The following is a 14,097-nucleotide window of genomic DNA, read 5'->3' on the forward strand; positions in this document are numbered from 1 at the left end:
TCGACTACGGCGTCGTCGGCGACCTCTTCGACGTCGTCCCCCAGCTCACCGAGGAGATCAACACCCGCAAGGGCTGAGCCGGCCGGCTCGGGGGCGGCTCACCGGGGCAGCGTGCCCTCGGCGTCGAAGCGGCCCCCGGTCGGGCCGTCCGGTCCGGCACCGAGGCGGCCGAGAAGCTGGCGCCGCCGGCGGTCCTCGGTGCCCGGAGCCCGGTCGAGCAGGACGTCCGGGCAGCGCACCGGAGGGCCGCCGGCACCCCGGATCGGTGGGGCGGGGCGGCCTCAGCGCAGTGCGGCCGCCCGCTGTTCGAGGCGGCGCAGGGCGGTGCGCGCCCACTCGACGTTGGCCCGTTCGAGGGCGAGGCCGCCCAGCAGGGTGAGGTAGGGGCCGATGCGTTCGGCGGTGGCGAAGTAGTCGTCCTCGTCGCGCCCGGCCAGGAGGCGTTCCTGCAGGCGCTCGTAGCGGGCGAGCTTGGCGGCGGACCGCTCCATGCGCTCGACGACGGCGGCCCGTACGGCCTCGACGTCGCCGGTGTCGCCGATGTCGACGCACTGGACCTTGACCATCAGCTCGTCCCGGATGGCCGTCGGCCGGGCGGGGACGTCGGCGACGTAGTCGCGGAGCACCGCGAGACCGGCGTCGGTGAGCGAGTAGAGCCGCTTGTTGGGGCGCCGCTGCTGCTGCACGACCCGCGCGGAGACCAGTCCCTCGCTCTCCATGCGCTCCAGCTCGCGGTAGAGCTGCTGCGGGGTGGCCATCCAGAAGTTGGCGACCGATGCCTCGAAGCCCTTCGCGAGGTCGTACCCGGATGCCTCGCCCTCCAGGAGCGCGGCCATCACAGCGTTGCGCAATGCCATTGCCCCAAATTAACACCGCGTTGATCAGCGCAGGGGCGGCCGTCGGGGGCCCGTGGGGCCCTGGCCGGTCCGCGGCGGAACCGGGCAGGGCCCCGGCGGGTCAGCTGACGTTCAGCGCCGTGTCGTCGATGACGAACGACGTCTGGAGGGTCGAGCCCTCGGTGCCGGTGAACTTCAGGGTGACGGTCTGGCCGGCGTAGCTCGCCAGGCTGAAGCTGCGCTGCGTGTAACCGCCGGCGGCGTTGAGGTTGGAGTACGTCGCCAGGGTGCCCAGGACCGTTCCGGAGCTGTTGAGCACCTGGACCTTGAGCGTGTCGTAGGCCGTGCTGGTGGTGGTCTCCGCCGTGTCGACGTGCAGGTAGAAGCTCAGGGTGACGGTGGTGCAGCCGGACGGGACGGTCACCGACTGGGAGAGGGTGTCGGTGTTGGCGGAGCCGTAGCCGTTCAGCCATGCGTAGTAGGAACCCGTACGGGCCGGCTCACCGGTGGAGTTGGTGATGACGCCGCTGCTGGAACTCCACGTGGTGGCGCCCGACTCGAAGCCGTTGTTGCCGAGCAGCTGGGCGGCGGTGCAGGTGCCGGAGCCGCCGCCGCCACCGCTGCTGGTGCCCGCGCCGGCCAGCCACGCGGTGGCGTTCAGGGCGAGCGCGGCGTTGGTCGCGCCGGAGTCGTTCCAGCCGTCGTAGAGGGTGTTGCCGGACTGGCCGGTGCCGTCGTCGATGGGCGAGCTGTCGCCCCAGAAGGCGACGCGGCCGCTGCCGAAGGTGCTGGTGGCGAAGAACGCGCCGGTGTTGCCGGAGTAGCCGGTGCGGTACAGCAGGCCCTTGACGGAGGGGTTGTCCGCCGGCTTCAGGGTGGCGGTGGTGCCGCTGGCGATCAGGCTCTTGGTGACGTTGCCGAACGAGCCGTGCAGCACGGGGTCGGTGCTGTCGCTGATGGCCTTCGGGTAGTCGGAGCTGATGCTGAGCGAGTCGACGGAGAAGCCGAACGGGTCGGTGGAGTCGACGCTGTTGTTGCTCATCAGGTCGTTGAAGATCTCGACCGCGTCGTAACCGTCGTTGTTGCGGTCGGCGCCGGTGTGGTCGGAGATCATGAACAGCCCGCCGCCGTTCTTGACGAAGTTCATGATCGCCGTCTTCTCGGCGGCGGTGAAGAGGGTGTTGGGCTCCGGCAGGACCAGCGTGTCGAAGTTCGACAGGTCGGTGCCGGAGGAGCCGCCGTAGCTGAGGCTGGAGCCCGAGGGCAGGGTCTTCTGGCTGTAGCCGCCGGTCTTCTGCAGGGCGACGCCCCAGGAGGACAGCGCGCCGGTCCAGTCGGTCTCGGCGGACGGGGAGGAGTTCTGGCCGAGCGGGTCGGGCTGGCTGGTGGAGATGATCCAGTCGGCGTTGCCGGCCGTCTCGGCGTGGGCGTTGTCGAACAGAACGCGGTGGGTGGTGGCCGCGTGGGCGGGCGTGGCGGTGGCCGTGGCCTGCACGGCGACGCCCGCGGTGAGGAGGCCCAGTGCGGCGAGGGACGTGGTGAGTCTGTGGCGGAACCTGCTGTGTCCGAGCATCCGGCATACCTCCGTGGGGAGTCGGGGACGAAGCGGTGCGGGGGCCGGAACTACGCGCGTAGACGCAGGGGGCGTCTGCGCGCGTAGACAACCGGTCGCACGGCACCCGTGCGAGCGATCTTTTGAACCGTACATGGCAAGAGGATGGCTGAACAACGCCTCCGGAATGCTGCACCCCAAGATTGACCCAGCGTTGGCCGGCGGTTGAACTCGAGCGGACTGTACGGGGCGCGAGGGGGCATGAGCACTGTGCGGGAACCTTGAAGAAATGGGGTGGAGAATGGAGATCTCAGGCATCATCAGTGCCATCGTGATCGGCATCGTCATCGGCGTTCTGGGCCGCCTCGTGCTGCCCGGCCGCCAGCGCATCGGCATCCTGCTGACGATCGTCGTGGGCATCGTGGCCGCGCTGATCGGGTCCGCGATCGCGAACGCGCTCGGCGTCGCCGAGACGAGCGGCGTGGACTGGATCGAGTGGCTCATTCAGATCGCCCTGGCCGCGCTGGGCATCGCCGCGCTGGACCGGTCGCGGGTACACCGCTGACGGCCCCGGGCACGCGGCAGACCCTTGCGGGCGTGCCGCGGACACGCCGGCGGACGGGCGGGCGGGCCCGAACAGGCGGGCCGCCGCCCGGCCGCGGGCCGACGGCCCGCTGACGACCGGCCACGGACTGCCCGACGTCCGGTTCACGTCGGCCGCTCAGCCGGCCTGGGCCAGGGCCGCCAGACCCTCGCGCGCAGACGGGTGGGCGGGGCTCCAGCCCAGTTCCCGCTCCGCCTTGGCCGTGGAGACCCGCAGGTCCGTCGACATCACGGCGTGCGCGTACGACATCGGACGCAGCAGCCACAGCGGCACCTTCATCGGCCTCGGCAGCCCGAACCGCTCCGCCACGCACAGGAGATGGGCGCGGAACCCGAGCGGGGTGCGGTCCGCGACGTGGTACGCCCGGCCGGGACGGCCGCGTTCCACCGCCGCCACCACCGCGCGCGCCGCGTCGGTGAGCTCCACCCATGGCAGGACCCGGCCGTGGTCGTCGGGGACGGGCAGCCGCCGCTTGCGCAGCAGCGGCAGCAGGGCGTCGGTGCCGCCCGGCCCGTAGAACAGGCCGAAGCGCAGGGCGATGCCCTCCAGACCGGCCGCCGAGAAGGTGAGCCGTTCCTTGACGCGCATGCCCGCGAGGTGCCGTTCCAGTTCCGGCGTGGTGCCGTGCGGCCCGAAGTCGTCGTCCTCGGTGAGGGGACGGTCGCCGAAGTCCCCGTAGCCGTGGCCGAAGACCATCGACTCGCTCACGAAACGGCGGGCACCCGTGGCCTGCGCGGCCTCGACCAGATGGGCCGTGCCCTCGGTGCGCAGTGCGTCGGTGGCGTACATGTCGCGGTGGCGCACGGGCGCCTTGCGCAGGGCTGTCGCCGCGTGGATCACGGTGTCGAAGCGCCGTCCGGCGACCGCGCGCAGCACCGCTTCGCGGTCCAGGAGGTCGGCGCGGACGTCGTTCGCGGGCCCCCGTCCGAGCCCGGTCACCTCGTGGCCCGCCTCGGTCAGGGCCCGGGCGATGTGCCGGCCGAGGACGCCGCTCGCGCCGGCCAGGAGGACGCGCTGGTTCTCGCTGTTCGTAGTCATGCCCCTGCGACGGACCGAACGGCCGCGGATGTGACGTCGCCCCCGTGCCGGACGAACCGCGTCAGGCGGCAGGCGGTGTGTACGTGTACGGGGTGGTCGTGGTCAGTGGCTCGAAGCCGAGGTGTTCCAAGGCCGGGCGGCTCCGGCCGGAGGCGTCGGCATGGAGGTAGCGGTGTCCGCGCCCGACGGCGGCCCGGGCCCGGTGGGCGATCAGGGCCCGGTGGACACCGCGGCCGCGTCACGCCTCGCCGGTGCCGCCGCCCCACAGGCCGGCGAACCCGGTGCCGGGCACGACTCCATGCGGGTGGCGCTCACCGGCTCGTCACCGGCGAGCGCCACCACGGCGACGATCGTCGCGGGCGGTTCGGCGCCGAGGTCGAGGTCCGCCGCTTCGGCGGTCGTCAGCGTCTCCTCGGGCCGGGGCGCGAACCCCGCTCCCCTCGGCCGCCGGCCGAGGTCCACCGGCAGATCGTGCCCGTACAACTTCCACTCGAACACGCGTCCCAGACCGGTGAAGTACGCGATCTGCCCGGCGATCGCCGGGTCCGCGCCCGCGGTGTCCGGACCGGACCGGAGGACGCCGTTGCGACCCTGTGCCGGGGCGGCCTTGCCGGACGACGGCGCCGGCCCGCTCCACGCGGGCGTCCGGGCCGTCCGGGCCGTCCGGCCGGGCCCCTTCGCGCATGCGGCGGTCGTGGAGCGCGGATACCGGGGAGCGGTCCATACGGTCACCCCAGCATCGAGCGGTGTCCGGCGGCGACGGCTTTACGCGGGGCCGCGGCGCCCTCGCCGTCGCCCTGCCGGTCCGCGGCGAGATGGGCGCGCACCGCCGGTCACGGTCGCGGGCGGGGCGGTCGAGGCGGGCCCGGACGCGGCCGATGCGGCTCCGCGTTTGGGCCGGGGCACCCCGGAACGGGCCGGCCCGGCCATCCGGCGGCGTGGCGCGCCACGGGGCGGCGGGGAGGCTCCGCGGGTGGCCGGGGCCGGGGCGCTCGTCCGGAGGCGGGGCCCGCGGCATCCGCTTATCGTGAGCGAGGGGCGCCGTTCCACCGGTCCGCGACGGTTCCCTGGAGGCATGGATGGTGGCCAAGCTGTCGAGGCGGTCCGCCGTCCCGTGCCGCGCGCTCACCGGCGCCGTCGGCCTGGCCCTGCTCGGTGCGGGCCTGCCCGCGGCGGCCTCCGACGGCGCCGGCCCCGACCTGACCCGGTTCTACGCCCAGAAGGTCGCCTGGTCCAGGTGCGACGGGCCGGACATGCCCGCGGACCTGGAGTGCGGCAGGGTCACCGTGCCCCTCGACTACGCCAGGCCCGGGGCGGGGACGCTGGACCTGGCCCTCGCCCGCTACCGGGCTACGGGGAAGAAGCGGGGCTCGGTCGTGCTGAACTTCGGCGGCCCGGGCGGCCCGGGCGTCAACGAACTCGCCTCCGGCGCCAAGGAGTTCATGGGGCTGACGAACGGTTACGACGTGGTCGCCTTCGATCCGCGCGGTGTCGGCAGATCCTCGCCGGTCAGCTGCGGCAACGGCTCCGAGGAGGCCGCCGCCGCACTCGACGCGGACACGGACGTCAGCGATCCGAAAGCCGGGCTGGAACTGCTGCGGAAGGCAGCCGCCGCATGCGCGCGCAACTCCGGGCCCGTGCTGCGCCACATCGGCACGGTGAACGCCTCGCGCGACCTGGACGTGATACGCCAGGCCGTCGGCGACAGGAAGCTCAACTACCTCGGTTTCTCCTACGGGACCCGGCTCGGCGCGGTGTACGCCGCGCAGTTCCCCGGAAAGGTGGGGCGGTTGGTGCTCGACGGTGTCGACACGCTGACCGAGCCGCTGGCCGAGCAGGGGGTGGCGGGCGCCGAGGGGCAGCAGAGGGCGCTGGAGGACTTCATCACCTGGTGCACGGAGGACGTCGCCTGCCCCTTCGGCCAGGATCCGCGCGCCGCCCGTGAGCAGGTGGTGCGGCTCGTCCGGTCGCTGGACCGGAACCCGGTGCCGACGGGCCTCGGCGGCGGCTTCACCGGGCAGGATCTCGCGGGCGCCATCGGTCAGGCCCTCTACAGCAGGCGGTTGTGGCCGTCCCTGGAGCGCGCGCTGGCCGATCTGCTGGAGGACGGTGACACGCGCGCCGTCATGGGCTTCGCCTCCGCCGGAACGGCCGTTCCCGCCCGGAAGGCGCACCACAGCGGGCTGGTCGACGAGGAGGACGTGCCCGTCGACAACCTCCCGGCGGCGCTGATGGCGGTCAACTGCGCGGACGACCCCGACCGTCCGACCGCCGGCCGCATCACCCGGGACCTCGGCCGGCTGCGCGCCCGGTACGAGGAGGCGTCGCCGGTGTTCGGCCGCTACCGGCTCACCGAGGTGCTGATGTGCTACGGCCGTCCCCGGGGCACCGACTTCATCCGCGAGGAGGTGCACGACGTCCGGACCCCGAAGATGCTCCTGGTCGGCACCCGGGGCGACCCGGCGACGCCGTACCGGTGGACGGTGGAGACGGCGCGGCGGCTCGGCTCCTCGGCCGTCGTGCTGGACAACAGGGGCGAGGGGCACACCGGTTACGCCTCCGCCGAGTGCGTGCACCGCAAGGTCGACGCGTTCCTGCTGTACGGCTCCCTGCCGGCCGACGGCAGTTCCTGCGCTTCGGAGCACGACGACTGAGCAAACCGCGGTCACTCGCCGAGGGGTGGGCGTCAGGGCTCCCAGTGCGCGAGGCGGTCCAGGGCGCCGGCGGTCCGGAGGAAGCCGTCGTCACCGAGCAGGCCCCGCAGTTCGGCGTTGAAGCGGTCGATCTCCGGTTGCGCGGCCCGCAGGGCGGCGTGCCCTCGGTCGCTCAACTCCAGGACCACCGCACGGTGTTCGCGGGGATGCGCCCGCTTGTGCAGCAGACCCGCCGTGGTGAGCCGCCCGACGAGTCCGGTGACGGCGGATTCGCGCAGGCCGAGGGTGCGGGCGAGTTCCTGCTGGGTGGCGCCGGGCCGGTCGTGGACCGCGAACAGCGCGCCGAGCTGGGCGGTGGTGACCCCGGCGGCCGCCAGGCAGCGCCGGTCCGCCGTGGTGCGCAGCCGGTGCGCCGCCCGCTGCAACAGGAAGAACAGGCGCTGGTCGGGCTCGGACATGGGCCGATCTTGACAGACCCGGCCGGTCCGCGCCACTCTCACTTCACTGATGAAGTGAGGAGCGCACGTGCCTGGAACCCTCGGCCTGGAGCCGGCCCGCGAGACGCTGGCGGCCCAGCCCTTCAGCGCGCTGCTCGGCGCCCGCCTGACGGCGTTCGGCGAGGGCGAGGCGACGCTCGAACTGAACATCCGCGAGGAGCTGTTGCAGCAGTACGGCTTCGTCCACGGCGGAGTGCTCGCGTACGCGGCGGACAACGCGCTGACCTTCGCCGCGGGGTCGGTCGCCGGCAGCGGACTGATCACCGCCGGATTCACCATCGACTACCTGCGGCCCGCCACCGGTGAGACCCTGCGCGCGCACGCCCGGGTGGTACGGGCCGGGCGGACCCGCGTCGTGTGCCGGTGCGACCTGCTCACGACCGACGTGGCGGGCGTCGAGACGCTGTGCGCCGTGGCCCAGGGGACCGTCTCGGTGACCGGCCCCGCGGACCCGCCCGGCCGCGGACCGGCCTGAGACGGACCGACACGCGGGGGAGCAGCTCGAGACGGACCGACCATTTCGCCCCGGACCGCCCCTGATGCCCGATTCGCGAAACGGACCTATCGTGCTGTCATGGAGCACGACCTGAGCCCCGCGTCCCTGTCCGAGCTGCGCCGTCCCCGCCCCTATCCGGCCGTGTCCGTGCTGACGCCCACGCATCGGCGCCGCGGGCCGGTGGACGCGCAGGACCGGGTCCGGCTGCGCAACGCCGTGGCCGAGGCCAGGAGGCAGCTGGAATCCGATCCCGCGGTCACCCGGGAACGGCGCACCGACGTGACGCACCAGCTCGACCTGGCACTGTCCGAGGTGGACCTGTCGCGCGCCGAGGACGGTCTGGCGATCTTCGCCGCCCCGGGCGAGCACCAGGTGTGGGCGCTCGCCCGCTCCGTGCCGGAGCGGGTGGTGCTGTCGGACACCTTCCTGACCCGCAACCTCGTCTCCGCGCACGCCGCGGCCCGCCCGTTCTGGGTGCTGGCGGTCTCCGCCGACCGCGTCACGCTGTGGAGCGGCGGCGCGAACCGCGTCGTGGAGCACCGGGACGACGGCTTCCCCCTGACCAGGCGCCCGGTGAACTTCGACGCCGAGCGGCAGGAGCGGATCGGCGACATGCCGAGCACCTACCGCGACGAGGACACCCGCCACTTCCTGCGCGAGGCCGACGCCGCCATGGGCAGGCTGCTGCGCGAACAGCCGCGACCGCTGTACGTCACCGGCGAACCGGCCGCTCTGGCGGTCCTGGACGAGGCCGGCGGCGTGGCCAAGGAGGCCGTGCACGCCCCCCACGGGGGCCTCGCGCACGGCAGCCCGGACGCCGTGTGGCAGGCGGTGCAGCCGATCGTCGCCGACAACGAGGCCAGGAGCACCGACGCGCTGGCCCGGGAGCTGGTGACGGCGAAGGGCCGCAAGACGTTCGCGGCCGGTGTCGACGAGGTGTGGCAGAACGCGCGCGAGGGCCGGGTACGCCTGCTCGTCGTCGAGGAGGACTACCGCGTGACCGTGCGGGACACCGACGGCGACCATCTGGTCCCCGCCGCGAGCGGCGACCTGGACGCCCGTGAGGACATCGTGGACGAGATCGTCGAGCAGTGCCTGGAGACCGGCGCGGAGGTCCACTTCGTGCCGGACGGCACCCTGGGCGATGCCGCGGGGATCGCCGGGGTGCTGCGGTACTGAGGCCGCGCCCCGGGGCGCGGCCGGCCCGGCCTCAGACGTTGCCGAACAACGTGCTCAGCCCCCGGTCGACGGCCTCGCCGACGTCCTCCTGGCCGGCCGCCACGACGGCGTACGTGCGCAGCAGGAACCGGCTGAGCGCGGGCGTGTCGAACTGCAGCAGGGCCAGACCGTACGGCGAGTGCAGTTCCAGCACCGTGCGGGCCCGGCCGCACGGCCACAGGTGCACGTCCCCGCCGCCCGCCGGCCCGTACAGCCCCTCCTCCAGGAGGCTGCGGGCGAAGGTCCAGGTGACCCCCGTGCCGTCGAGGGAGACCTCGGGCGGGAAGTCGACGTGCACCGCCAGCGGGTCCCCGGAGGTGTAGCGGAGCGTGGCCGGGACGGGGAGTTCCTGCTCGTCCGCGGTGATCAGGCGACCGCGGGCGGGCTGCTCGAGGGTGATGTCCATGGGTCGGTCTCCCCTGCGGGTCGGAGGTCGGCCGGATTGCCGTGTGGTGTTACGACCTCGCAGGTGCCGTTTGCATTACACCGGAGCCCCCACCAATTGATGTGACCTCCGTCACTTCCGATTCGGCCGACCCGCCCGCGAAGACGGTGGCATATGCCAGAAGCACCACCGGATCGGGTGTTGCCAAATCCCTTACAGCGCGTCGCGGGCTGTGCAACAGTCGTAACGGTCCCTCCGTCCGTCCCCGGCCGTACCGTCCCCGCATCGGAGTGCGTCATGCCGTCCCATCTCTCTGCGGACCGCCCCGCCGCCCAGCCGCCCGGACGCGGCTCGGTGGACGCGCTCATATCGCAGATGCGGCGGCTCAAGGGAGACGTGGACGCCGTACGACGGGACACCCACGGCGACGGATCGGACCCGCAGGAGCGCTGGCAGCGGGCGCTGTGCGACCTCGCACTGCACCAACTGGACGATCTCGGGGCCCACTTGGCGCAACTGCGGGACGGCCACCCGGCCCCCTCCCCCGTGCCCGAGCCGTCGGCCGCCGCGCCGCCCCCGCCCGACGGCGGCTCGCTGCTCAGCAGGGTGGGCAGCGCGGAGTGGAACCTGCTGACGGACCGGGCCAGTTGGTCCGCGGAGCTGTACCGGATCCTGGGCCGCGACCCCGGCACTCCCCCGCTCACCCTCGACGAGCTGCCCGCCCTGGTGCTCGACGAGGACCGGCCGATACTGACCGCGATGGTCACCGAGTGCCTCGTCGACGCCAAGCCGATCGACGGCGAGTTCCGCGTGGTGCGCCCGGACGGCGAGGTACGCACCGTGCACATGATGGGCGAGCCGGTGCTCGACACCGACGGCGGCACGGCCTCGATGTGGGCCGTCCTGCGCGACGTCAGTGAACTGCGCCGCCGCCGGCGGGCGGTGAGCGAGACCCGTGACTCGCTCCGGCACCACCGGCAGCGCGAGCAGACCGAGCACCGGCTTGCGGTCGAGCTGCAGGAGGCCGTGCTGCCGCCGTGGCGCGGCTCCCTGCGGCTCCCGCACCGCGGGCCCGGGACCCTGGACCTGGCCGCCCGGTACCTGCCGTCCGCGGCCGGCGCCCCGATCGGCGGAGACTGGTACGACGCGCTGGAACTGCCCGGCGGAGAGACGCTGTTGAGCGTGGGCGACCTGACCGGGCACGGCGTGGCCGCGACCTCGGGCATGGCCACGCTGCTCGGCGCGGTACGCGGGATGGCCACGGTCGGCACCGCGCCCGGCCGGCTGATGTCCTGCCTCAACCAGCTGCTCGACGCCACCGTCCAGCCCGCCCTGGGCAGCGCCGTCTGCTGCCGCTACCGGCCGGAGACCCGCACACTGACCTGGGCGCAGGCAGGACACCCCGCCCCGCTGCTGTACCGCGGCGGGACGGGGCGGGGGCTGCCGGCACCGCACGGCGTCCCGCTCGGCGCGACCTCGGGTGCCGTCTACGGGCAGGCCGAGGAGGCCCTCGACGCGGGCGACGTGCTCCTGCTGTACACCGGCGGGCTGGTGCCCGGCCACAGCGGTGCCCCCCGCGCGGCCGAAGCCGACGGCGGAGCAGGAACGGCGGCCCGGAACCCGCTGCTCGGCCTGGCCCCCCGGTTCGCCGAGGCACGCACCGCGCAGGACTGCGTGCGGCTGGTCGTGGAGGAGTTCGGCGGGAGGGAGCGCGAGGACGACGCGTGCGTGCTCGTGGCCAGGGTGATCGGATGACCGTAGACGGCACCGGTCCTCCTACGCCGGGGCGCTGTCACCCCCCTTCGCCTGCTTCGGCAGCGCCAGCCGGATCTCCTCCCGCAGCTCGTTGATCCTCGGGTAGCCGGAGTACTCGGCGGTGAGCCGGTACATCTGCCGCAGCCGGTCCCAGGTGCGGTGGGAGGAGTTGGATCCCATCGACATCAGGGCCAGGCGCGCGTACCGGTCCGCCTGTTCGGGGTCGTCCGCGATGAAGCACGCGGAGGCCATCGACAGGAAGTCGAAGATCTTCGACCGCTGCCGCCCGTCCACCCGCAGGGCCAGGGCCTTCTCCGCGTAGTGCTGCGCGTGCACGGCCGCCGAGGGATCGAACTCCGCCAGCGTACGGTAGGCCAGGGCCTGCATGCCGTACAGGTCCTCCTCCTTGAACATCTGCATCCAGCTCGGCGGCGGCACGTCGCCCTTGTCGGAGACGAAGAGGTCCTCCGCCTGCCCGAGGGTGCGGCGCATCGCCTGGCCCTTGCCCATCGAGGCCTGGGCCCAGGCCTCGATGGTGAAGAGCATCGCCTTGGTGCGGGGCAGCACCTCGTCGCCGGAGCCGGACTTGGCGAGCTTCATCAGATCCAGTGCGTCGTCGGGCCGGCCCAGGTGCACCATCTGGCGGGCCGCCCGGGACAGCGCCTCCCCGGCGCGCGGCCGGTCACCGCCCTCTCTTGCCGCATGGGCGGCGATGACGAAGTACTTCTGGGCCGTGGGCTCCAGGCCGACGTCGTGCGACATCCAGCCCGCGAGGACGGCGAGGTTGGCCGCGACGCCCCACAGGCGCCGCTGGAGATGGTCGGGGTGACGGTAGGCGAGCATGCCGCCCACCTCGTTGAGCTGGCCCACGACCGCCTTGCGTTGCAGCCCGCCGCCGCGAGCCGCGTCCCAGGCCCGGAACACCTCGACCGAGCCCTCCAGTTCCTCGATCTCCTGCGACCCGATGGGGGCGGCCTCGTAGCGGTCGAACCCGGCGGGGTCGGCGTGCAGGGGATGGTCGGATCGGGGGGTGTCGGCCCTGAGGGCCGGATCGGTGCGGAGCCAGTCGTGCATGGCGTTGCTGAGCGATGATCCCGCGGCGAGCGCGGCACCCGCGCCCACCAAGCCGCGTCGGTTGAGCATGAGGTCCATTCCCGTGAATTCGGTGAGGACCTCGGCGGTCCGTTCGGGCGCCCACGGCACGCCGTCGGGATGTTCCGCGCTCCCGCCGTGCTGCCGTTTCCCCGCACGCCCGTGCCGGACCAGACCGAGGTCCTCGATGGTCACGACACGGCCGAGACGCTCGGTGAACAGAGCCGCCAGCACCCGCGGCACCGGATCGCGCGGGATCTCTCCCGTGTCGATCCAACGCCGCACCCGGGAGGTGTCGGTCGCCAGCTGGGGGTGGCCCATGGCCGCCGCCTGCCGGTTGACCAGCCTCGCGAGTTCGCCCTTGGACCAGCCGGCCAGGCCGAACAGGTCCGCCAGACGGGTGTTGGGTTGTCCGCTCACGTCAAGCCCCCAGGTTCTCGGCTGAGTTGACAGTAGCCCCGGGAGACATGCCGGGCGACTATTCGCCAGGGTTCGCCAGGGTGCGCCAGATGGTGTGCCACGGCGCATCGGGTGTCAGGTAGGAACGCGCCATCCCGACCCGGCAGCCGTCGCTCGTACGGACCCATTCCCCAGGTGGGTCCGGGCCGCCGGGCCGGGCGGCGCACAGAAGTCGCAGGCACACGAAGGGATCTGTCCAGCACATGTACGCAGCATCGTCCTCCGTGTCCGCCCCGCCCCGGCCGTTACTTCCCCGCCCGGGGACCGGCGGCCCCTACCTCGACCCCGCCGCGCGCCGGCCGGCTCCCGCGCTCGGCGCGGGCCGGACGCGACGCCCCCCGGGGATCGGCACCCAACCGCTCAGCGGGAGGCTCGACCTGTCCGGCCCCCAGGGTGGTCAGCTGCGCTCGGCGATCGCGTCGGTGCACCGGATCTGCCCGGAGTTCGCCCCGGTCCAGGTGCTGCGCCGCAGCGGGCGGTCCGTGCTCCTGGTCGGCACGACCGGACGCAGCACGGCGGTCGCCAAGTGCTTACTGGACCACTCCCCCGCCCGGGCGGAGCGTATCCGCCACGAAATAGCCGCATACCGCTCGTTCGTCCGGAACCGGCCACCGGTGCGCGTTCCGAGACTGATCGCGGCGGATCCGGACAGCTGCACCCTGGTGATCGAGCGGATGCCGGGACGGGTGGCGGCACTCCAGCGGCACCCGGCAGAGGCCCCGCCGCGCGCGGACATCAGGGCCGCGCTCGGCGCGGTCTGCCGGCTGAACGCCTGGAGGCCCCCGGCGGGCACCTTCGACGCCCCGCTCGACTACGCGGCCCGCATCGCCCGGTACCACGAGCTGGGCCTGCTGACCGACCGGGACATGGGCGACCTGCAGAAGCTGCTGCACGGCATCGCGCACGCGGCGGGCCGGCAGGGCATGGGCCAGTTCTGCCACGGGGACGCCCTGCTGTCGAACATCCTCCTCTCCCCGGCCGGTCCGGTGCTGGTGGACTGGGAGCACGCGGGCTGGTACCTGCCGGGCTACGACCTGGCGACGCTGTGGTCCGTGCTCGGCGACGCCCCGGTGGCCCGCCGCCAGATCAGCCAGCTCGCGCAGTCCGCGGGGCCGGCCTCCCGCGACGCGTTCCTGGTGAACCTGATGCTCGTGCTGACCCGGGAGATCCGGACCTACGAGACGGCCGTGCAGCGGTCGATGCACGAGGCGGCGCCGACAGCGGCCCATCCCGGCGCCATGCCGTCCGGCGAGGAGCGGCGGCTGGTCCTCAGGCGGCTGCACGACGACTGCCAGCTGGCCCGGCGGGCCGTACGCGCGGCGGTCGGCACCCGCTGAAACCGGGCGAAGGCCCGTGGCGCACCCCTGGAAATCCTTCGAGGGGTGCGCCACGGGCCTTCGCGTGCGCGGGGCTCCTGGCCGGGCGTATACCGCGGTATACGCCGACGGCCACGGGCCTTCGCGCGCGGGCTCCTCACACCGACCACATTGGTCTACTCCACTGTTGCCCCG

At 73.4% G+C, this 14,097-nt stretch carries 12 protein-coding genes and 1 pseudogene; 6 read left to right on the forward strand and 7 right to left on the reverse strand.

Features of this window, described 5'->3' with window-relative positions; translation table 11 throughout:
* Positions 1 to 281 precede the first annotated feature (281 nt).
* Positions 282 to 857 (reverse strand): PadR family transcriptional regulator, encoded by a 576-nt coding sequence (locus tag VKA29_RS22070; RefSeq protein WP_324787636.1) that lies wholly within the window; start codon positions 855 to 857, stop codon positions 282 to 284.
* 100 nt (positions 858 to 957) lie between these two features.
* Positions 958 to 2,409 (reverse strand): hydrolase, encoded by a 1,452-nt coding sequence (locus VKA29_RS22075; RefSeq protein WP_324787637.1) that lies wholly within the window; start codon positions 2,407 to 2,409, stop codon positions 958 to 960.
* 280 nt (positions 2,410 to 2,689) lie between these two features.
* Between VKA29_RS22075 and VKA29_RS22080 the strand changes: the two genes are divergently transcribed.
* A complete protein-coding gene (locus tag VKA29_RS22080; protein WP_324787638.1) occupies positions 2,690 to 2,953 on the forward strand; it encodes a GlsB/YeaQ/YmgE family stress response membrane protein in 264 nt (87 codons plus the stop codon).
* A 156-nt stretch (positions 2,954 to 3,109) separates the two neighbouring features.
* Here VKA29_RS22080 and VKA29_RS22085 read toward each other — a convergent pair whose 3' ends face one another.
* Together VKA29_RS22085 and VKA29_RS22090 are read right to left on the reverse strand one after the other, a co-directional pair.
* Positions 3,110 to 4,030, reverse strand: a complete 921-nt coding sequence (locus VKA29_RS22085; protein ID WP_324787639.1) for an NAD(P)-dependent oxidoreductase — start codon at positions 4,028 to 4,030, stop codon at positions 3,110 to 3,112.
* A 61-nt stretch (positions 4,031 to 4,091) separates the two neighbouring features.
* A pseudogene (locus tag VKA29_RS22090) lies at positions 4,092 to 4,754 on the reverse strand (GNAT family N-acetyltransferase).
* Between the two features lie 355 nt (positions 4,755 to 5,109).
* On the opposite strand from VKA29_RS22090, the gene VKA29_RS22095 reads away from it, so the two are divergent.
* A complete protein-coding gene (locus VKA29_RS22095) occupies positions 5,110 to 6,684 on the forward strand; it encodes an alpha/beta hydrolase (RefSeq protein WP_324787640.1) in 1,575 nt (524 codons plus the stop codon).
* 32 nt (positions 6,685 to 6,716) lie between these two features.
* On the opposite strand, the gene VKA29_RS22100 is transcribed toward VKA29_RS22095, so the two are convergent.
* Positions 6,717 to 7,142 (reverse strand): MarR family winged helix-turn-helix transcriptional regulator, encoded by a 426-nt coding sequence (locus VKA29_RS22100; RefSeq protein ID WP_324787641.1) that lies wholly within the window; start codon positions 7,140 to 7,142, stop codon positions 6,717 to 6,719.
* Positions 7,143 to 7,209: 67 nt separating this feature from the next.
* On the opposite strand from VKA29_RS22100, the gene VKA29_RS22105 reads away from it, so the two are divergent.
* A complete protein-coding gene (locus VKA29_RS22105; RefSeq protein WP_324787642.1) occupies positions 7,210 to 7,656 on the forward strand; it encodes a PaaI family thioesterase in 447 nt (148 codons plus the stop codon).
* 99 nt (positions 7,657 to 7,755) lie between these two features.
* A complete protein-coding gene (locus tag VKA29_RS22110) occupies positions 7,756 to 8,856 on the forward strand; it encodes a chemotaxis protein (RefSeq protein ID WP_324787643.1) in 1,101 nt (366 codons plus the stop codon).
* Positions 8,857 to 8,887: 31 nt separating this feature from the next.
* Here the strand turns inward: VKA29_RS22110 and VKA29_RS22115 are convergent, their stop codons facing one another.
* Entirely contained in the window at positions 8,888 to 9,301 is a 414-nt protein-coding gene (locus tag VKA29_RS22115) for an SsgA family sporulation/cell division regulator (protein WP_324787644.1), read from the reverse strand.
* 276 nt (positions 9,302 to 9,577) lie between these two features.
* Here VKA29_RS22115 and VKA29_RS22120 point away from each other — a divergent pair, with 276 nt between their 5' ends.
* Positions 9,578 to 11,035, forward strand: a complete 1,458-nt coding sequence (locus tag VKA29_RS22120) for a PP2C family protein-serine/threonine phosphatase (RefSeq protein ID WP_324787645.1) — start codon at positions 9,578 to 9,580, stop codon at positions 11,033 to 11,035.
* A gap of 21 nt (positions 11,036 to 11,056) precedes the next feature.
* Here the strand turns inward: VKA29_RS22120 and VKA29_RS22125 are convergent, their stop codons facing one another.
* Positions 11,057 to 12,547 (reverse strand): hypothetical protein, encoded by a 1,491-nt coding sequence (locus VKA29_RS22125; RefSeq protein ID WP_324787646.1) that lies wholly within the window; start codon positions 12,545 to 12,547, stop codon positions 11,057 to 11,059.
* Between the two features lie 242 nt (positions 12,548 to 12,789).
* On the opposite strand from VKA29_RS22125, the gene VKA29_RS22130 reads away from it, so the two are divergent.
* Positions 12,790 to 13,923, forward strand: a complete 1,134-nt coding sequence (locus tag VKA29_RS22130) for an aminoglycoside phosphotransferase family protein (protein WP_324787647.1) — start codon at positions 12,790 to 12,792, stop codon at positions 13,921 to 13,923.
* The last annotated feature ends 174 nt before the right edge of the window (positions 13,924 to 14,097 follow it).

Source organism: Streptomyces sp. H51 (assembly GCF_035656535.1).
Lineage (GTDB): Bacteria > Actinomycetota > Actinomycetes > Streptomycetales > Streptomycetaceae > Streptomyces.